This is a genomic window from Mesorhizobium sp. M0626, assembly GCF_040320665.1.
Lineage (GTDB): Bacteria > Pseudomonadota > Alphaproteobacteria > Rhizobiales > Rhizobiaceae > Mesorhizobium.
Window position 1 is genome coordinate 44,678 of record NZ_JAMYQD010000012.1, and the last position, 16,531, is coordinate 61,208.

The following is a 16,531-nucleotide window of genomic DNA, read 5'->3' on the forward strand; positions in this document are numbered from 1 at the left end:
CTTTGAACTTACGCCAAGACGGCCGCGGCGGTCATCCGCGCGTTGAAGGCGAAGTCCTGATCGGGCCGAGGAGCCGGTTAAGGTAATGGTCGCGGCGAAGCCGGTGGACTTCCGAAAGGCCGCGGAGGGGCCGCCTTGGTGTGCGAGACGATGGATTAGGAGGGGACACCCTATCCCGCCACCACCCTATCGCGCCAGGAGCACTTACTAAACGTTCTTCGATTTGTCGTCGGTCAGGGTCGCCGCAACCTCACGCCCGGATGATTGCCGTTCGTGAACTCCACACCCTCTGCCTCAAGAACGGCACGGATTTTGTCCAGGGTTTCAGCAGACACTGCAGCGGCGCGCTCACTGTCGCTCTCACAGCGTTTTACAGTTGGAATAGAAACGCCAGCCCGCTTGGCAAGCTCTGATTGTGATAGGCTGATCAAAGCTCGGGCCGCCCGCATCTGTGCTGCTGTCACCAATTTCTGTTGATCCCTTTAGATCATTGCGCTATGATCCAAAGGTATCAGTGGATACCCTTGGCCTGTTGTCGGGGGTGCGGCTACACGCAGTGTTGACGCACCATGCCTAGCCTGACCACGCCAAAGCTGTCTGGAGCTCGGATCATGGCTGATACCGACAATACCACGACTTTGCCTTTCGTCATCGACCGGCAAAGCGATAAGCCGAACGGTTCTGAACGGCAAGCAATAGACCCGGCTTCAGGCCTCTGGAGCAAGTGGCAACAAGCTCGATATGCCTCGTTGCTATTGTGTCGGGTGCAGCAGCGTTTGGAGGCACGAATGATGGCCAATACCGGAATTCCGGTATTGACCTGGGGCGAATCCGCGTATTGGCAGATGTCCGTGGCCGCGTCGGAGGCGAGCGCCGAATATGCGGTGGCTCGCGAGGCAGAGGTGTTTGCCATGACCGAGGCACTCAAATTTCAGGATGCTGTCCCCACCGTTGCTGCTCTTTCGCTCGCTGGGATCATTGCAAAGCTGGACATGATTGTTGGCGCCGACCGGGATATCGGCGATCCGACGGATTTCCCATGGCCGCATATTTCGTCCGTATTGCGCGACCTCAAGGCACTTGCGGGGGATCTGCCAGCCTATCGACCTGATCGCAACATTACGCGTGCTGACGTAGCGCGACATTGGAACGAAGCCATCAAGCTCGTGACGGCGCTTTCCGACGAAGATTCCCAGCGGAATGCGCCTGTTTTGTGAACTTCTCGTCACAAGCGAGGTTGACCATGCCGTGACGGCGATTTCTGCCGAATAGTCAGGGTTCGAAGCGAACAGAGGCCCGGAGCGTCGTCCGCTCCGGGCCTTTTTTGCTGTGTTAGCGTAGGTATGCCCACAGGCGGCACGGAGCCGCCCGCAGCCATGCGAGGAGCCCCCGAAGCCCGCCCCTCGCGCTCCCACCCGCCCTAAGGCACTCCGTCTTGCCTGTCTTCGCATTAGGGTCTTGCTTCTTGCCGAACTCTTGATCCATCGCCTTTCGAATTCGGTCATTGAGCGGGTCTCCTGCCGGCAAGGCGTACATTCCAAGGTCGCGGTAGAGCTCCCTCTCAAGCTCTTCGCGGGTTGGCGGCACATAGGGCGTTTTGTCAGCCCTCATCCTGCCGAAATCATAGAGACGGTTAGTGAGGTAGCTCAGCCTCGCGATATCAAAGATCATGGTCTCAAAGAAATTGAGCGCGCGTTCTGATTTGGGCGTGTCCACCCTCGCTTCAAACGCCTGTGCGTGGATAACCAATTCCTGCATACTGCGGAAGGTCTCTTGATCGACAAGGACAGCTGCCTCCATCACGGTTTTTAGCGCGCCCAGGGGAGGCGGCTTTGGCCGGCTGTCGGGATCTTCCTTTTTCCAGGCCTCGAAAGAGGCTTGCCAATATTTGGTCAACTCGGCGAGCGCATGCGGCAACCCGATCCGGGCCGCGAGATTCTCGCGTTTTCCTTCGAGTATTACCTGCTCTCTCTCCAGCTTAAACTGCCGTTTCTGGTCTCGAATCTGAACCCAGAGGAGGAAGGCGCCGAAGAGAGCAAACAGGCCGGTAACCAGCGTTTGCCAATCATAGAGAAGACCGATTATGGGGTTCTGAAATTTGGCCGTTTCTTCAATACAACGCGTCAGCACGCTCTGAGCGAAGACGTTGTCGCAGATGGCTTCTCGCAAATTCATTGTTGGCCCCTCGCAGCGCGCCGTTCCCGGTTACGCCTCTGGCGAACGAGAATAAATGCGGGAACGACGAGTTATCCTCGTTCCCAGCGCTATCCCTCGATTTTTCCTCACTAAAAATCGTGAGCCGCGGTTTCTTCTCGTTTGGCCGATCGCCCGAAGAGCCTTAGTATTGGGAGCGGTTAAACAGTTCATGAGGACCAAGATGACCGATAAACGCAGTCGCGGCCGCCCCGTTGGATCGGGGAAGCAGGATGCACCCTTCCTGGCTATAGTGGCAGATATCCTGATCAGGAATCCGTCTCTCAGTCCCACGGCGGCCATGAAACAGGTACGTGACAACAACAAAGGCTGGGAGGCGGCGTCCGACGAAGCCTTGCTGAGGCGCTGGCAGGACAAATGGAGCAAAGAGCAGGGTCAACTGATTGCGGACGCCAAGGAGCGTGCCCGACCAAGGGCCGTGGTCGTACACAGGATATTGGCCAGCGGTGTGAGCCGGGAGTCTCCCTTTGGTGCTGTCAGCAGGCTGCAGGAAACCCTTGATGCCGTTGGCCGGGTCAACGATTACTTGAAACCATTTCGGGAGGCTCAGGCTTTGCAACGGCAATTGAAGGACATGATCGACGCGCCTTCGATTCGCGCCGTGCGCGATTCCATGGGCCATGCGGCATGGCTGTCGGATCAGATTCGACGTCTTAGCATTGCCAGCCTCGGAAAGCAGCGCTGACCGTCCTAGTAGGGGCTGGCCGCAATGTTACATTGGAATCGGCACTAGGGATGGGCGTTGCGATCCGCAGATCGTAACCAGCGCCGCGCTGCCGAACGCGGCACGGGGGCGAACATCTTATGACGCCGGCAGCGGCCCGTACCAGTTTTGGTGGGCGGGGCCTTTGACCTCCGGCACGTCCAGCCCCGGCATCCGCTCTTCCTGCTCGAACGCCACTGGAAAACCATCCGCGTGAGTCTCTGCGCTTGGAAATAGACCTCTATCGGACGCTTGTTCAGAACGACCAACGGCGCCGAGAAGTCGCTTACGGATGGCTGGCTGAGCACCATCCGGACGATCTGAAACGCCACATGGGAGCAGATCGAGCCCCATAGTGCCTATTGGTATTCGATTGTCGATCGCGTCGAGCCGACGCTGGCCGCGCTGTCACGCCACGCCATAGCAATGGAGGGCAATACAAACGTCTGCTCATCATGCGGCGACCGGCCGGTAAAGGACTACCGGCTGGTCAACGGTGCGGAGACCATGTCAGGTGTGCCGTCCTTGCGTCTCTGTGAGGACTGCATCGAAATTCGACGAGAGGGGATGGGCAACTTGCTTGTCCAGTTTCTCTGAGACAACCAAGCGAGGCGACAGCGCGCCCGTGAGAGTTCGAAGGTCAGATTAATGCGCCTCCATCGCGAGGATCGGTTCGTTTGCAATCTCTGCTTCGGCGATGAGGAAATTCGCAGCTATGTTGAATCGGCGGCCACCAGCAAGCGGCTGTTCATTTTGCGCTAGGCGCGCTCGTCGCGAGATTGCCGCGCCACTGGATGATGTCATCGATTTGATCGAACGCGGCATCTCAGAACACTACGACAACCCTGACAACGCCGGAGTCCCCTGGGAGTCGGCGGAAGGGGGGTACCAATTCGCGGCCTACACGACGGACGAACTGCTGTCGGATATGATTGGACTTGATTTACCGCGGGACAACGACGGCACGCTCCTGAAAGCGATCGTCGAAGGCATCGACAACGAGCTCTGGTCAGAAGCCCACCCTTTTTCGCTCACGCCAGAGCAGCGCCTGTCGATCAGTTGGGAACAGTTCTGTGAGTACGTGAAGTTTAAGCGCCGCTACTTTTTTTGAGTGAGCGACGCTATCCTAACGGCGAGCTTTACGAGCCCGCCCAGGTTCTCGAAATGATCTTCGAGTATGCGCAGGACGCCCGGCTGTTTGTGACCCTGCCATCCGGCACAATGCTTATAAGGGCTCGTCACCAGGCCAAAAAGGGGCAGTTCAGAACTGCGGCAGATCTGGGACCTCCTCCCAAGACCTTGGCAAAGGCAAATCGCATGAGCCCGCTCGGCATCGTTGTGTTCTATGCTTCCCAAGAGAGCGCTACGGCCCTAGCAGAGGTCGCGGACGAAGCCGGGACATTCGCCGTTGGAGCCTTCGAAACACTGCGGGACGCAACGATCCTCGCCCTAACCAACCTCCCGCCCGTGCCCTCGATGTTCTGGGAAATTCCCGACTCCATGGAGTATGATCCGCGCCCACGTCGACGGTTCCTTCAAGAAGTCGAAAGCGATATCTCTCGCCCCATCGCTCGTGACGACAAAATTCATATTGAATATGTTCCGACCCAAATCGTGGCGGAATTTCTGCGGACCGTCACAACCATCGACGGCCGCCAGGTTGATGGTGTTCGCTATCGAAGCACCCGCCGCGCTGGCGGAAGCTCCATCGTCCTATTCGCGAACCAGGATAACGTCGTCCTTCCGTCAGAGCTTCGCGACGACCTATATGGCTTCAAGCGAGATAGGTGGCTGCAGCTTCGCAAGGTAACGAACCGCGCAGTCTCGGCAGACCACATTGCGAATTGGGCTCAACATGCACCGCGCTGGTGAGTGAGGCGTAGCCGCACCAGGCGGTCATTCCTGCTTTGGTCGGTGCTCTCTCGGTCCAGATTCGAAAGGCACCCCGGGCACGCCATGCGAACCTCATACAGGGGTCAGATTCGCGCGAAAACGTCGTCTATCTCTTTCACAAATCCTTACACAAATGACCGGTAGGCCAGTCAGGGGCACAGGTCGGCTTTTCGCAGCGTACAAAATTATGCAGATAAATAATGATTTACGTCTTGAGAACTGGTGCTCCCGGACGGAATCGAACCGCCGACCTTCGTTTACAAACCGCAGGTCGTTTTCCGATGGAAGCAATCGAGGCTCGGTTTCGCAGCTGCACGATCGTAGCCGCGACCATCCATCAGCGGTCAACTCTGCTTGAGACCTCGGACTGTTAGCGCCACTCACGTCAACTATGCGGCCTTCGCCGCGTGGATAGTGTGGAGCATTTCTGGCTTGAGGTGCGTATAGCGCCGCAGCATCTTCCAATCCTTGTGCCCTGTGACCAGCGCTACCTGTTCAATTGTGAACCCAGCTTCGAAAAGGCGGCTCGTTCCTTCATGCCGCAAATCATGAAAATGAAGGTCGTTGATGCCCAGGTCAGCGCACCCTAGACGGAAGGCGGTTCCGACTGACCTATGATTGAATGGGAAAATTCGATCATCGTCATTGCTTCGCTTGGCCAGTCGTTCCTCGACAATGGCCCATGCGTCGTACCCAGTTGCCGCGAACAAGGGTATGCGTTGATTATTCCCGTTTTTGTTTCGCGGGTCTTTCCGGTCACGGATTAGAAGCATCCGCGTGCGGGCGTCCATGTCGGACCATCGCGCCTTGCAGATTTCCTCCTGGCGCATCGCGGTTGCGACGGCAAAACGTATTATCTGACCAACCGGCGCTATTTGACGAGGATTTGCATCGAAGTGGGCGATGAGTCTGTCGAGTTCATCTTGGGTCGGCCTCCTGTCGCGCTGATTGCCTTTACCAACGAGGCCAAGCCTCTTTAGGGCAATACGCGCGAGATCAACTGGTTCGACCTTGACGGGCAGGCCGTGCACCGCAGCGGCATGAGCCAGAATGAGTTTTATAAAGCCGATGTCGATGCCGAGCGTCATCGGTCCGGCACCTTGGGCTGCCCGGTCACGCCCAAAACGAATGAGCCGTTCGCGATCCAGAGCCGCGATGTTGCACTTCCCTAGATGTCTTTGCAGCATATCGAGGGCTGCTGCCTTTGAGCGGCGAGGGGACTTGCCTACATCGCACATGTCGTCGATATGAAGGTCGATGAGTTCGCCGAAAGTTTTCAGGCGCGCTATACGGGACTTGGTCGGCGTCTCACCGCGATCGACTTGGCGCTCGGTCTCGGTTGCCCATCGCCGTGCGTCGTCCCGGCGCAGGAAGGTCTCGCTGACGTAGCGACCCTTGCGACGGACTTGGACACGCCAGGAACCGGATGAGAGCTTTGTGTAGGTGGCCATTCTTTCGTGTGCGCTCCGTGTGCACTGAGAGATCGAAACGTGGCGAAAAGGGTCGTATTCTGGCGTAAATTCGTGTGCATTCGTCAGGTGCCAACAATTTGTTGTTAAAGAAAAAATGCTGAAAAATCAAGACCATAGAGTGGCCTTGGCCCCGATGATGGACTGGACCGACCGGCATTGCCGGTTCTTCCACCGCCAGTTGACGCAGCGTGCGCTGCTCTACACCGAAATGGTGGTGGCGGACGCTGTCATCCATGGTGCGCGCGAGCGGCTGCTTGGTTTTGACGAGACCGAACATCCGGTGGCACTGCAGCTCGGCGGCTCCGATCCGCAAAAGCTGGCCGAGGCGGCGCGCATCGGCGAGGGCTTCGGCTACGACGAGATCAATCTCAATGTCGGCTGTCCGTCCGACCGCGTCCAGTCCGGCACGTTCGGCGCCTGCCTGATGAAAGTGCCTGACCTCGTCGCCGATTGTGTGGCGGCGATGAAGGCGGCGGTGAAAATCCCGGTGACGGTCAAATGCCGCATCGGCGTCGACGAGCAGGATCCGGAGCCCGCGCTCGACGCGCTGGCCGACGGCGTTTTCGCGGCCGGCGCCGACGCGCTGTGGGTGCATGCGCGCAAGGCTTGGCTGGAGGGTCTGAGCCCGAAGGAAAATCGCGACATCCCGCCGCTCGACTATGACAGGGTCTATCGCCTCAAGGCGGGAAAATCGAACAAATTCATCGGCATCAACGGCGGCGTTCAATCGCTCGAAGAGGCGGCTCGCCACCTCGATCATGTCGATGGCGCCATGCTTGGCCGCGCCGCCTACCACACGCCAGGCATCTTGGCCGGCGTCGACGCGGCATTCTACGGCGACAAGGCCGGCGCCTACGATTTTGCCGCGCTGATCGACACGATGGCCGACTACGCCGCGCGGCATATCGAGCAGGGCGGGCGGCTCGGCCACGTCACCCGCCACATGGTCGGGCTGTTCCACGGCCTGCCGGGCGCGCGCCGCTTCCGGCAGATACTGTCCACCGACGCGACGAAACCCGGCGCCGGACCGGATGTGCTGAAGGCAGCGTTCGCTGCCGTCGATTTCGACCGTGTTGAAAAGGCCGCTTAAGCAGTTCAGTCGCGCAGAATCATCCGGTCGCCGCGCACGTCGAAACCCGACAGGGAACCGATGAAGTTCATGCCGAGCAGGCTCTGGCTGAGCGCGCCGGGCGCGGCGACCATCACCTGCATGTTCTTGCGCACGATGCCGCCGATCGCCAGTTCGTCGGTGCGCACCGAAGCGGCGCGTGCCATGCCATTGGCGGTCGAGACCGGGACGGTGAAGCTCAGCGCGGCCGGATTGAAGCCGGCCGCCTGCGCGTCTTCGGCGGTGAGCACTGTACTGGTCGCGCCGGTATCGACGACGGTGCGGATCGGCGCGCCGTTGATCGTGATGCGGGCCTCGAAATGGCCGCTGTCGGCCTTGTCCAGGGTCACGGTGGCATGGCCGTCCTCGACGCCGAGCGCCAGCGGGCTGCCGGGAACGAGGCCCGCCGTCACCCGGCTGGCGAAATCCTGCAACTCGTAGCGGTACTGGTAGCCGGCGACGAGCGCCAGCACGATCAGGGCCCACGTGCCGAGATTGCGGGCCATGACGCCGAGCGGCCTGCCGGACCGGACAAGGCCGGCGCTGACGAGCAAGCCGATCGCCCCCAGCCAGACCAGACGGCTGAAATCGTAATTCTCGATGCCGAACGTGCTGCCGGCGTCGTTGTTGATCATCAGCAGCACCAGCCCGAGGCCGATTGCCGCCATCACGATCCAGAACAGTCGGTTCATTGGACCTGCCGCCTCAAGAGAGGACGTCGCGCTCGCGCGCCATGCGGCTGCGGCGTGTTTCCCGGCGCGGCCGGCGCTCGACCGTTTCCAATCGGGCCGGCAACTCGGCCATGACGCTGCGGCGTACCTCCGGCGTCATCCCCATCCAGGCGCCGATTTCATCGCGCGTGCGGCCACAGCCGAAGCAGAAGCCGGTTTTCATGTCGATCGAACAGACCAGGATGCACGGGGATTCGATGGCCGTCATGACTTTCTCTTGCAGGTTCCGTCCGGAATCCCTCGTTCCATCTCCACATGGTGCAACGGCAAAGCCAATGCAAGCCCTTCGGAATGCGGCGCGGGCAACCGCTTTCGCGCCAATGTCGAGGGGAGTTGTGCCGGCCGGGCAAGGCGGTTATGCCGCTGATCAACCACAGGGGATGATCAGGACCGACATGACCAGCGCGCTGCCCTTCGACGATTTTCGCAATCTGCTGGCGAGCCTGCCGCCTGCCGATACTGTCGCGTAAACCTGGGTGCGCACCCTGTTTTCCAAGGCCGACAAGCCGAAAGCCTCGCTTGGCCGCATCGAGGACATCGCCGCCTGGCTTGCTGCCTGGAGCGGGCGCGCCCCGCCGGCAGTGAACCGGCCCCTGGTGGCGATCTTCGCCGGTAACCATGGCGTGACCCGCCACGGCATCTCGCCGCGCCCTGTCGCTGCGACCGCAAACGCCGTTGAGCTGTGCGCCGCCGGCGGTGCGGCAATCAACCAGATCTGCGTCGCCAACAATCTTGGCCTCAAGGTGTTCGACCTGGCGCTGCACATTGCGACCGCCGACATCACCGAGGACGCCGCCCTCGACGAACGCGGCTGCGCCGCCACCATGGCCTTCGGCATGGAAGCCATCGCCGGTGGCGCCGATCTGATTTGCCTTGGCGATCTCGGCGTCGGCAACTCCACCGTTGCGGCGGCCTTGTGCGCCGCCCTGTTCGGCGGCAGCGGCGCCGACTGGGTCGGCCCCGGCTCCGGTGCCGACGCGGCCATGCAGGCGCGCAAGGCTGATGTAGTCGATGCAGCCGTCGCCTTCCATGGTGCGGCTCTGAAGGACCCCCTGGAAGCACTGCGCCGGGTCGGCGGCCGCGAATTCGCGGCCATTGCCGGCGCTATCCTCGCCGCCCGGATGCAGAAAATCCGGGTGCTGCTCGACGGCTTCGCCGCGACCGCCGCCGCTGCCGTGCTGCACGCCGCCAACCCGGGTGCGCTCGACCATTGCCTGCTGGCCAGTCTGTCGCCGGAGTCCGGCCAAAGGCTTGCCGCCGAGCGGCTCGGCCTCAGGCCGCTGTTCGATCTCGGCATCAGCCACGGCGAAGGGGTAGGGGCCGCCCTTGCCGCCGGTCTGGTCAAGGCGGCGGCGCTTACCAGTTCGGGCATGGCGGCGGCGGTCAAAGCCTAGAACAAGCTGTCAACGTCGGCGGGCCGCCGCCACGGTCTTGGTTGGCAGCGCCGGCAGTTCCTCCATCACTCGGGCGAGCGGGAAGATGGCGATTGCCTCGGTGCCTTCGCGCAATTTCGACTGAAGTTCGAATTCGCCGCCATGCATGGCGAGCAGGCCCTGCACAATCGGCAGTCCGAGCCCGGTGCCCTGTTCGGCGCTCTTGATGGCGATCGAGCCCTGGCCGAAGGCGGACAGCACGATCGGGATTTCGTCTTCCGGTATGCCCGGCCCATTGTCCTTGACCGAAATGTACTGGCCACCGCCCGCCGTCCAGCCGACGCGCACGCGAACTTCGCCGCCGGTGGCGGTGAATTTGATGGCGTTGGACAGGAGGTTGAGCGTGATCTGCCGCACCGCGCGCTCGTCGGCGAACAGCCGCGGCAGGGCACTTTCGAAATCCTGGACGATGCGGATGTCCTTGTTGCGCGCCTTCAATTCCATCATGTGGCAGCAATCTTCGGCGATGTTGAGCAGCATCACCGGCTCTTCGTTGAGCTGATAGCGGCCGGCCTCGATGCGCGACAGATCGAGGATTTCGTTGATCAGGTCGAGCAGATGCTGGCCGGAATCGTGCACGTCGCGGGCGTAGTCGCGATAGGTCGGGTTGCTCATCGGCCCGAGCACCTCATTGGCCATCACCTCGGAAAAACCGAGAATGGCGTTGAGGGGCGTCCTGAGCTCATGGCTCATAGAAGCAAGGAAGCGCGACTTCGCCAGATTGGCGTCTTCGGCCCGCCGACGAGCTTCGTCCGACATCGATTTCGCGGTCTCCACCTCGGCGAGCAGCGCATCCTTTTCGGAGCGGAAGGACAGAAGTATCAGCGACGAGCGGTTGAGATGGCGCGCGATATAGGCAAAGAACGGCAATGCCGCGACCAGCAGGGCGACCATGATCGTCCCGACCGGCACCCAAAATTTCGTTTCAGCATAGGCATAGACCGCCACCGGAACGACGAAGGTGGCAAGCAGCGAGCCGCGCAAGGACGACGCCATGATAGCGGTCGTCGCCATGGCCAGCAGCAGCACCACCGCCTTGGCCACCTGGAACTGGTCGATCTGGCAGGTGGCGCAGCCGAGCCAGGCGAACCACGCCCAGCCGAGGCCGCACAGCGAGTGGCCGATCAGAAAATCCCTGCGGGTGCGAACAGGGTTGAGCTCGGCAGCTTCGGTGCGGCCGACGCGCCGCGCCATGAAGGCGACGATCGAATAGCAGATCAGGGTGAACAGCGCCCAGACGCTGATCTGTTTGTCCACACCGGCCAGCAGCCCGGCCGCCGCGACCGCCAACACCAGCAGTGGGATGACGGCTGCGCCGCCCACCATGGTCCCGGCGTGCAGCTTCAGCAGCTCGCGGTCGAAGTCGAGATTGCCGACCTGCTGCGAAAGACGGTCGCGCGTCTTGCGCACCGCGCGCGCCACATCGCTGTTGCGGTGCGGTTTCCGGCGGTCCACAATGAATTTATCCGCTGTGTTCGAGCGTAGCAGAGGCATGGAAACTTCGATTTATGCGCGCAGCGATCTCAATTCGTTAAGCTACGTTCGAATGATTAAGAGACTGTTTGCCATATGAGCCGTTCGTGGTCGCCAAGGCCGCGCCGGCGATACTATCCGCCGCCGCCGCGAAGCCTGTGGCGCAAGCTGCTGGATTACGCGCTGACGGTCATTCTGCTCGGCCTGCTGATCCTGCTCGCCGCACGCCTCGACCGTTTCGAGACGCGCAAGGCGCAAGGGGCGGCGATCGTCAACGATGGCGATTCACTCACCCTTGGCACCGAACGTATCCGCATGCGCGGCATCGACGCTCCGGAATACCAGCAGATCTGCCGTAGGGATGGCGCAGACTACGCCTGCGGCAGGCTGGCGCGCCAGGCGCTGGTGCGGCTGATATCAGGAAATCCGGTGACCTGCAGCGGCTGGCAGCGCGACCGCTACGGCCGCCTGCTCGGCGATTGCAAGGCCGGTGGAAAGGATCTCAACCGGGCCCAGGTTGAGGCCGGCTGGGCAATTGCCTATGGCGATTTCGACACCGAGCAGGCCATTGCCCGCGCCGGCAAGGTTGGCATCTGGGCCGGCACCTTCGATGAGCCGCAAGACTGGCGCGAAAGCCACCACGGCGGCCCGCTCGAAAGAAAGCACGGCACGCTGGCTTCGGTCGGTGACGCCTTGCGAGAGCTGTTTCGCGGCTGGTGACGAGCACTATAGTTGAAGGACCATATCGGGAGGAAAGCATGAAACTGTTCGATGGCGGCCGCGCCCCCAATCCGCGGCGCGTGCGGGTTTTCCTGGCCGAAAAGGGCATCGCAGTGCCACTGGTGCCGGTCGATATGGGTGCGATGGGGCACAAACAGGAGCCGGTCAGCTCGCGCAACCCGCTGCAGCGGCTGCCGGTGCTGGAGCTCGACGACGGCACCATCCTCACCGAATCCGTCGCCATCTGCCGCTATTTCGAGGAACTGCATCCCGAACCGGCGCTGTTCGGGCAAGGCGCGCTCGGCAAGGCCAAGGTCGAGATGTGGCAAAGGCGCATGGAGTTCAATCTGCTCAGCTGCGTCGCCCAGGCTTTTCGCCACATCCATCCGGCGATGAAGGAATGGGAAATTCCGCAGATCCCCGAATGGGGTGAGGCCAACAAGGCGAAAGCGGTTGAATTCCTAAAACTGCTCGACACCGAACTAGCAAACCGCGAATTCGCCGCCGGCGACGCCTATTCGATCGCCGATATCACCGGCATGATCGCCGTGGATTTCATGAAACCGGCGCGCATCAAAGTGCCGGACGAGTGCACAAACGTGCTGCGCTGGTACAGCGCCGTCTCCAGCCGTCCGAGCGCTTCCGCCTGATGGAGGCGGAACTCGAACGCTTGACGGCAAAGGTCCGCGCCTGCCGCATCTGCGTCGACACTCCGGTCGGCAGGCCACTGCCGCACGAGCCGCGCCCGGTGCTGCTGCCATCATCCAGCGCCCGCATCCTGCTCGCCGGCCAGGCGCCAGGCACAAAGGTGCATTCGTCTGGCATGCCGTTCACCGACGCGTCCGGCGACCGGCTGCGAAGCTGGCTGGGCGTAACCAGCGAGGAATTCTACGACACGGAAAAATTCGCCATCGTGCCGATGGGCTTTTGCTTCCCCGGCCAGGACGCAAAGGGCGGTGACCTGCCGCCGCGCCGAGAATGCGCGCTGGCCTGGCGCGCGCCGCTGATAGCACTGATGCCGCAGATCGACCTCGTTCTGACAATCGGCTCCTACGCGCAATCCTGGCATATGGGCGCCACGCGCCGGCCGTCGCTGACCGAAACCGTGAAGGACTGGCGCACCATCTGGGATGCGCTGGCCAGCCCGAAAGTGCTGCCGCTGCCACACCCGTCATGGCGCAACTCAGGATGGCTGAAGCAGAATCCATGGTTTGAAATGGATTTGCTGCCGTTTCTGAGATCGGAAATCCGCTATCGCATAGATTAGACTCTAAGCAAGATATCACTCGCTTTTGTGCCATCCGGCAGAATTTCTTTCTTGTGAAAGGTCGAAATAAGAGGGAGTATAGCCAATCTATTCCCAAAGCGCGTCGCGCCCGAGGGAACGCGGCCTGCACCAGGAGCACCTTAATGGATCGCCTCGACAGAAAAATTCTCCGCCTCCTGCAGGAGGACGCGACGCTCGCGGTTGCCGATGTCGCCAAGAAAGTCGGCCTGTCGACGACGCCGTGCTGGCGCCGCATCCAGAAGCTGGAGGAAGAGGGAGTCATCAAGCGGCGGGTCGCCATCCTCGACCACGAAAAGGTCAATGTGCGCGTCACCGTCTTCGTGTCGATCCGCACCAATTCGCACAGCCATGAATGGCTGCGGCGTTTCTCGGAAGTCATCCAGGAATTTCCCGAAGTTGTCGAATTCTACCGCATGAGCGGCGACGTCGACTATCTCCTGCGCGTCGTGGTGCCCGATATCGCCGCATATGACGCCTTCTACAAGCGGCTGATCGCCAAGATCGAGATCCGCGACGTGTCGTCGTCCTTCGCCATGGAGCAGATCAAATACACGACCGAAATGCCGCTCGACTACATGCTGCTGGACAAGGAATCCGGCGCCAACGCGGCCTGAGCGCGGTTGTCCGTGACTGGGCGGTGACGCTGCACAAGCCGGCGGCGCTTAGTTTTTCTTTTTGTTGAGGAAACTCCAGGGCGAGTTGACCGGCAGCGTGATCGTGTCCGGCACCGTGTCGACTGCCACCACATCGGCTTTGCGTACGGTGTAGCCGGACTGGATGATGCTGACGCCGTCGAGAATGAACAACTGGCTCTTCTCCAAGCCGGGCCGCAAGGCGCCGGTCACGGCAACCGACTCATAGGCCTGCGACATCTTGTAGGGACGGGCCGGCGTCACCAGCACGATCTGGTTGGGCGGCGGCGTCGGCATGTGGCTGCAAGCGCCTGTCCACGGCACCAGCAGGAACTGGTAGACGAGGTCGCCATCGCGGTCGACCGGCAATGCATAGCCGGCTAATTGTACCATCTTGTCCTGCAGGTTGAGCGACAATGTCTCGCCACGATCGGGCAGTTTTGCCGCAATCATCGGCAGGCCGGCATCTTCGGCCACCGCCTGCGTCGCAGGACGCAGATCTTTCCAGAAGATGTGCGCGGTTTGGCCTGAGGCGTTGGTAGCGGTGAACACCAACAACGCGGCTGCAAGCGCCAAGGTCGATTTGAGAGGACTGCTCATCGGCCGCTTCCTTTGTGCAGGAGTAAAGACGCCGCGGCCGATCGCGTCAACGCTCGAGCCGCATCACATGTCTGCGAGAGCCGGCCATGCCGACCTCATGGAACCCGCGAGCGATGAACACGCCGCGAAACCCCATGAAACGGTAGCTCGGCGATGCCTCGTCGACCGGGTAGGCCTCGATCACGCCGGCGCCCTTGGCAAAGGCGTGATCGATGGCGGCGTCAAGAAGAGCGGCCGCCAGCCCGCCGCCGCGCAGCCCTCTCGGCACATAGAAGCAGACGATCGACCAGATGCCGGTCTCGCCATCGTCCTGATGCGACGACAGCTTGCGGTAGGTCTGGCGCGGCGCGACCGAGCACCAGCCGACGGTCTTGCCGTCGACCTCGGCGAGAATACCGACCGGCGTGCCGGCGTCGACAAGCGCCATCATGGCCCGTTTCAACTCGGCGTGCTGGACATGCTCGCGGCGGCCGGGCAGAGGCCGCCAGGCCATGCACCAGCAATATTTCGGACCGCCCTGCGCTTCGAAGAGGCCCTCGAAATTGGTTCGCGTCTTTCGCGTCACCGCGCTGAACCGGACTTTGCCCAGATCAGCCTTTTCTGGAGGCGATCCGCTCGATCGTCTTGGCATTGGTCAGCTCTCGTACGGCGTCCTTGCCGATCCAGCGCGCCGTCTTGTCTGGCGACATAGCGAGCTTTTGCGCCGTGGCAAGGGCAGCGCCGTGCATCTCCATCGACCGCTTGCCGATCGAACGAAGCGCCCAGTTTACGGCCTTCTTCACGAAATTGCGGCTGTCGGTGGCATGCGCTTCAATGATCGGCAGGAAGCCGAGGAAAGTCGCTACCGGCTCTTGCTTCCGGTGCACGACGGACCAGGCCATCATGGCAAAGGCCGTGCGTCGAACGAACTCCCGCTCGTCCGCTGCGAACTCTTCGATCAGTTCCTTCCAGTCGTCCGTGCCGACGAAGAGATCGGAGACGCCGTCGACGATATCCCAGGAATCGAAAGACGCCGCCCATTGCCTTGCATCAGCTGCGGAAAAGCGCTTCGGGTCGGTCGTGACGGAAGCGATGAACTGCGCCTCCATGATGCCGGTCTGCCAGAGCTCGAAGGCTCGCTCGTGGTTTCGCTTGATTGTCCTGGCGATCTGCCGCTGCATGCCATGAGAAATGCCGAGCGCCCGCTCGATCTTGATGCCATAGCGCAGCATGCCGCGGCGATTGTCCTCCGAGCCGATCGAGCGCAAATGGGCGACGATGTCGTCGGCGCTCGATTGGGGCGAAAGCTCGGCCATCGCCAGCCTATTTTTCCAGGCGCGCCAGCAGGGAGGACGTATCCCAGCGCTTACCGCCCATCGCCTGCACATCCTTGTAGAACTGGTCGACAAGTGCGGTTACCGGCAGTCTCGCGCCATTGCGGTCGGCTTCATCGAGGCAGATGCCGAGGTCCTTGCGCATCCAGTCGACGGCGAAGCCGAAATCATATTTGCCGGCATTCATCGTCTTGTGGCGGTTCTCCATCTGCCAGGAACCGGCAGCGCCCTTGGAGATCACCTCGATGACCTTCTCGATGTCGAGCCCGGCCTTCTTGCCGAAATGGATGCCTTCTGCCAGACCCTGGACCAGCCCGGCAATGGTGATCTGGTTGATCATCTTGGTGAGCTGGCCGGCGCCTGACGTCCCCATCAACCCGACCATGCGGGCATAGGCGTCGATGACCGGTTTGGCCTTGTCGAAGGCAGCCTGCTCGCCGCCGACCATCACCGTCAGGGCGGCGTTTTCGGCACCCGCTTGACCGCCGGAGACCGGCGCATCGAGGAAGGAAAAGCCGGCCTTTTGCGCGGCGTCGGCCAGTTCGCGCGCGACCTCGGCCGAGGCGGTGGTGTTGTCGATGAAGACCGAGCCTTTCTTCATCGATTTGAAGGCACCTTCGACTCCCGTCGTTACCGAGCGCAGATCGTCGTCATTGCCGACGCAGGAGAAGACGAAATCCTGGCCCTCGGCGGCCTCAGCCGGCGTCAAAGCAAGCTTGCCACCATGCTGGGCCACCCATTGCTCGGCTTTGGCAGTGGTGCGGTTGTAGACGGTGACCTCGTGGCCGCCTTTGTTCCTGAGGTGCCCGGCCATGGGATAGCCCATCACGCCAAGACCAAGAAATGCCACAGATGCCATAGGTTTGCCCTTCAGATGGAAACGGAAATTGTCCGCGCAAGCTCTAGGCTCTGCGCGCAATTCGTCAAGACGCGCATGAGCCGATCGACTGG

At 61.4% G+C, this 16,531-nt stretch carries 19 protein-coding genes, 1 tRNA gene and 1 pseudogene; 10 read left to right on the top strand and 11 right to left on the bottom strand.

Going from position 1 to position 16,531, the window contains the following annotated elements; genetic code table 11:
- Window positions 1-233 precede the first annotated feature (233 nt).
- Window positions 234-449 (bottom strand): helix-turn-helix domain-containing protein, encoded by a 216-nt coding sequence (locus tag NKI37_RS16555; RefSeq protein ID WP_196814091.1) that lies wholly within the window; start codon window positions 447-449, stop codon window positions 234-236.
- A 162-nt stretch (window positions 450-611) separates the two neighbouring features.
- On the opposite strand from NKI37_RS16555, the gene NKI37_RS16560 reads away from it, so the two are divergent.
- Window positions 612-1,217: a hypothetical protein gene (locus NKI37_RS16560; RefSeq protein ID WP_352791772.1), complete on the top strand. Its 606-nt coding sequence runs from the start codon at window positions 612-614 to the stop codon at window positions 1,215-1,217.
- A gap of 115 nt (window positions 1,218-1,332) precedes the next feature.
- Here NKI37_RS16560 and NKI37_RS16565 read toward each other — a convergent pair whose 3' ends face one another.
- Window positions 1,333-2,175 carry a hypothetical protein gene (locus NKI37_RS16565; RefSeq protein WP_023807431.1) on the bottom strand — a complete coding sequence of 281 codons (843 nt, stop codon included), beginning with the start codon at window positions 2,173-2,175 and terminating at the stop codon, window positions 1,333-1,335.
- 202 nt (window positions 2,176-2,377) lie between these two features.
- On the opposite strand from NKI37_RS16565, the gene NKI37_RS16570 reads away from it, so the two are divergent.
- The 3 genes from NKI37_RS16570 (at window position 2,378) to NKI37_RS16580 (ending at window position 4,789) form a co-directional block, all read left to right on the top strand.
- A complete protein-coding gene (locus NKI37_RS16570; protein WP_155927162.1) occupies window positions 2,378-2,899 on the top strand; it encodes a hypothetical protein in 522 nt (173 codons plus the stop codon).
- Window positions 2,900-3,632: 733 nt separating this feature from the next.
- The gene (locus NKI37_RS16575) at window positions 3,633-4,028 is read left to right on the top strand and encodes a HEPN-associated N-terminal domain-containing protein (protein ID WP_352791769.1); all 396 of its coding nucleotides are present in this window, start codon (window positions 3,633-3,635) and stop codon (window positions 4,026-4,028) included.
- 53 nt (window positions 4,029-4,081) lie between these two features.
- Complete coding sequence (locus NKI37_RS16580; RefSeq protein ID WP_155927158.1) at window positions 4,082-4,789, top strand: RES family NAD+ phosphorylase; 708 nt, start codon at window positions 4,082-4,084, stop codon at window positions 4,787-4,789.
- Between the two features lie 241 nt (window positions 4,790-5,030).
- Here NKI37_RS16580 and NKI37_RS16585 read toward each other — a convergent pair.
- Window positions 5,031-5,099, bottom strand: a tRNA-Ser gene (locus NKI37_RS16585).
- 100 nt (window positions 5,100-5,199) lie between these two features.
- Window positions 5,200-6,261, bottom strand: a complete 1,062-nt coding sequence (locus NKI37_RS16590) for a tyrosine-type recombinase/integrase (protein ID WP_023807426.1) — start codon at window positions 6,259-6,261, stop codon at window positions 5,200-5,202.
- A 115-nt stretch (window positions 6,262-6,376) separates the two neighbouring features.
- On the opposite strand from NKI37_RS16590, the gene dusA reads away from it, so the two are divergent.
- Window positions 6,377-7,372, top strand: coding sequence for a tRNA dihydrouridine(20/20a) synthase DusA (gene dusA / locus NKI37_RS16595; protein WP_352791767.1), 996 nt, complete (start codon window positions 6,377-6,379; stop codon window positions 7,370-7,372).
- Between the two features lie 5 nt (window positions 7,373-7,377).
- On the opposite strand, the gene NKI37_RS16600 is transcribed toward dusA, so the two are convergent.
- Together NKI37_RS16600 and NKI37_RS16605 are read right to left on the bottom strand one after the other, a co-directional pair.
- A complete protein-coding gene (locus tag NKI37_RS16600) occupies window positions 7,378-8,082 on the bottom strand; it encodes a TIGR02281 family clan AA aspartic protease (RefSeq protein ID WP_023726599.1) in 705 nt (234 codons plus the stop codon).
- Between the two features lie 13 nt (window positions 8,083-8,095).
- Window positions 8,096-8,329, bottom strand: coding sequence for a DUF1289 domain-containing protein (locus NKI37_RS16605; protein ID WP_023824914.1), 234 nt, complete (start codon window positions 8,327-8,329; stop codon window positions 8,096-8,098).
- Between the two features lie 187 nt (window positions 8,330-8,516).
- Here NKI37_RS16605 and NKI37_RS16610 point away from each other — a divergent pair.
- Window positions 8,517-9,515 (top strand): annotated as a pseudogene (locus NKI37_RS16610) (nicotinate-nucleotide--dimethylbenzimidazole phosphoribosyltransferase).
- Window positions 9,516-9,524: 9 nt separating this feature from the next.
- Here the strand turns inward: NKI37_RS16610 and NKI37_RS16615 are convergent.
- Complete coding sequence (locus NKI37_RS16615) at window positions 9,525-11,048, bottom strand: sensor histidine kinase (RefSeq protein WP_023706851.1); 1,524 nt, start codon at window positions 11,046-11,048, stop codon at window positions 9,525-9,527.
- A 75-nt stretch (window positions 11,049-11,123) separates the two neighbouring features.
- Here NKI37_RS16615 and NKI37_RS16620 point away from each other — a divergent pair, with 75 nt between their 5' ends.
- The 4 genes from NKI37_RS16620 (at window position 11,124) to NKI37_RS16635 (ending at window position 13,649) form a co-directional block, all read left to right on the top strand.
- Window positions 11,124-11,747, top strand: a complete 624-nt coding sequence (locus tag NKI37_RS16620) for a thermonuclease family protein (RefSeq protein ID WP_352791314.1) — start codon at window positions 11,124-11,126, stop codon at window positions 11,745-11,747.
- Between the two features lie 38 nt (window positions 11,748-11,785).
- Window positions 11,786-12,397 carry a glutathione S-transferase gene (locus NKI37_RS16625; protein ID WP_352791315.1) on the top strand — a complete coding sequence of 204 codons (612 nt, stop codon included), beginning with the start codon at window positions 11,786-11,788 and terminating at the stop codon, window positions 12,395-12,397.
- Window positions 12,397-13,014, top strand: a complete 618-nt coding sequence (locus NKI37_RS16630) for a uracil-DNA glycosylase family protein (RefSeq protein ID WP_352791347.1) — start codon at window positions 12,397-12,399, stop codon at window positions 13,012-13,014. The genes NKI37_RS16625 and NKI37_RS16630 overlap by 1 nt, the downstream gene beginning before the upstream one ends.
- A gap of 143 nt (window positions 13,015-13,157) precedes the next feature.
- On the top strand, window positions 13,158-13,649 hold the full coding sequence (locus NKI37_RS16635; RefSeq protein ID WP_023669013.1) for an Lrp/AsnC family transcriptional regulator: 492 nt from the start codon (window positions 13,158-13,160) through the stop codon (window positions 13,647-13,649).
- A 48-nt stretch (window positions 13,650-13,697) separates the two neighbouring features.
- Here NKI37_RS16635 and NKI37_RS16640 read toward each other — a convergent pair whose 3' ends face one another.
- Genes NKI37_RS16640 through NKI37_RS16655 form a run of 4 tightly spaced genes read right to left on the bottom strand, consistent with a single transcriptional unit; the run spans window position 13,698 to window position 16,439 of the window.
- A complete protein-coding gene (locus tag NKI37_RS16640) occupies window positions 13,698-14,267 on the bottom strand; it encodes a DUF3299 domain-containing protein (protein WP_023669012.1) in 570 nt (189 codons plus the stop codon).
- 46 nt (window positions 14,268-14,313) lie between these two features.
- Window positions 14,314-14,898, bottom strand: coding sequence for a GNAT family N-acetyltransferase (locus tag NKI37_RS16645; protein ID WP_352794511.1), 585 nt, complete (start codon window positions 14,896-14,898; stop codon window positions 14,314-14,316).
- Window positions 14,858-15,562, bottom strand: a complete 705-nt coding sequence (locus tag NKI37_RS16650) for a DNA alkylation repair protein (RefSeq protein WP_352791319.1) — start codon at window positions 15,560-15,562, stop codon at window positions 14,858-14,860. The genes NKI37_RS16645 and NKI37_RS16650 overlap by 41 nt, the downstream gene beginning before the upstream one ends.
- A 7-nt stretch (window positions 15,563-15,569) precedes the next feature.
- Window positions 15,570-16,439 carry an NAD(P)-dependent oxidoreductase gene (locus NKI37_RS16655; RefSeq protein ID WP_352791320.1) on the bottom strand — a complete coding sequence of 290 codons (870 nt, stop codon included), beginning with the start codon at window positions 16,437-16,439 and terminating at the stop codon, window positions 15,570-15,572.
- Between the last annotated feature and the right edge of the window lie 92 nt (window positions 16,440-16,531).

What these genes read in the sequence shown, in the direction of transcription:
- NKI37_RS16555 (WP_196814091.1), bottom strand. Translation starts at nt 449, where the DNA reads ATGCGGGCGGCCCGAGCTTTGATCAGCCTATCACAATCAGAGCTTGCC.
- NKI37_RS16560 (WP_352791772.1), top strand. Translation starts at nt 612, where the DNA reads ATGGCTGATACCGACAATACCACGACTTTGCCTTTCGTCATCGACCGG.
- NKI37_RS16565 (WP_023807431.1), bottom strand. Translation starts at nt 2,175, where the DNA reads ATGAATTTGCGAGAAGCCATCTGCGACAACGTCTTCGCTCAGAGCGTG.
- NKI37_RS16570 (WP_155927162.1), top strand. Translation starts at nt 2,378, where the DNA reads ATGACCGATAAACGCAGTCGCGGCCGCCCCGTTGGATCGGGGAAGCAG.
- NKI37_RS16575 (WP_352791769.1), top strand. Translation starts at nt 3,633, where the DNA reads ATGTTGAATCGGCGGCCACCAGCAAGCGGCTGTTCATTTTGCGCTAGG.
- NKI37_RS16580 (WP_155927158.1), top strand. Translation starts at nt 4,082, where the DNA reads ATGATCTTCGAGTATGCGCAGGACGCCCGGCTGTTTGTGACCCTGCCA.
- NKI37_RS16590 (WP_023807426.1), bottom strand. Translation starts at nt 6,261, where the DNA reads ATGGCCACCTACACAAAGCTCTCATCCGGTTCCTGGCGTGTCCAAGTC.
- dusA (WP_352791767.1), top strand. Translation starts at nt 6,377, where the DNA reads ATGCTGAAAAATCAAGACCATAGAGTGGCCTTGGCCCCGATGATGGAC.
- NKI37_RS16600 (WP_023726599.1), bottom strand. Translation starts at nt 8,082, where the DNA reads ATGAACCGACTGTTCTGGATCGTGATGGCGGCAATCGGCCTCGGGCTG.
- NKI37_RS16605 (WP_023824914.1), bottom strand. Translation starts at nt 8,329, where the DNA reads ATGACGGCCATCGAATCCCCGTGCATCCTGGTCTGTTCGATCGACATG.
- NKI37_RS16615 (WP_023706851.1), bottom strand. Translation starts at nt 11,048, where the DNA reads ATGCCTCTGCTACGCTCGAACACAGCGGATAAATTCATTGTGGACCGC.
- NKI37_RS16620 (WP_352791314.1), top strand. Translation starts at nt 11,124, where the DNA reads ATGAGCCGTTCGTGGTCGCCAAGGCCGCGCCGGCGATACTATCCGCCG.
- NKI37_RS16625 (WP_352791315.1), top strand. Translation starts at nt 11,786, where the DNA reads ATGAAACTGTTCGATGGCGGCCGCGCCCCCAATCCGCGGCGCGTGCGG.
- NKI37_RS16630 (WP_352791347.1), top strand. Translation starts at nt 12,397, where the DNA reads ATGGAGGCGGAACTCGAACGCTTGACGGCAAAGGTCCGCGCCTGCCGC.
- NKI37_RS16635 (WP_023669013.1), top strand. Translation starts at nt 13,158, where the DNA reads ATGGATCGCCTCGACAGAAAAATTCTCCGCCTCCTGCAGGAGGACGCG.
- NKI37_RS16640 (WP_023669012.1), bottom strand. Translation starts at nt 14,267, where the DNA reads ATGAGCAGTCCTCTCAAATCGACCTTGGCGCTTGCAGCCGCGTTGTTG.
- NKI37_RS16645 (WP_352794511.1), bottom strand. Translation starts at nt 14,898, where the DNA reads ATGCCAAGACGATCGAGCGGATCGCCTCCAGAAAAGGCTGATCTGGGC.
- NKI37_RS16650 (WP_352791319.1), bottom strand. Translation starts at nt 15,562, where the DNA reads ATGGCCGAGCTTTCGCCCCAATCGAGCGCCGACGACATCGTCGCCCAT.
- NKI37_RS16655 (WP_352791320.1), bottom strand. Translation starts at nt 16,439, where the DNA reads ATGGCATCTGTGGCATTTCTTGGTCTTGGCGTGATGGGCTATCCCATG.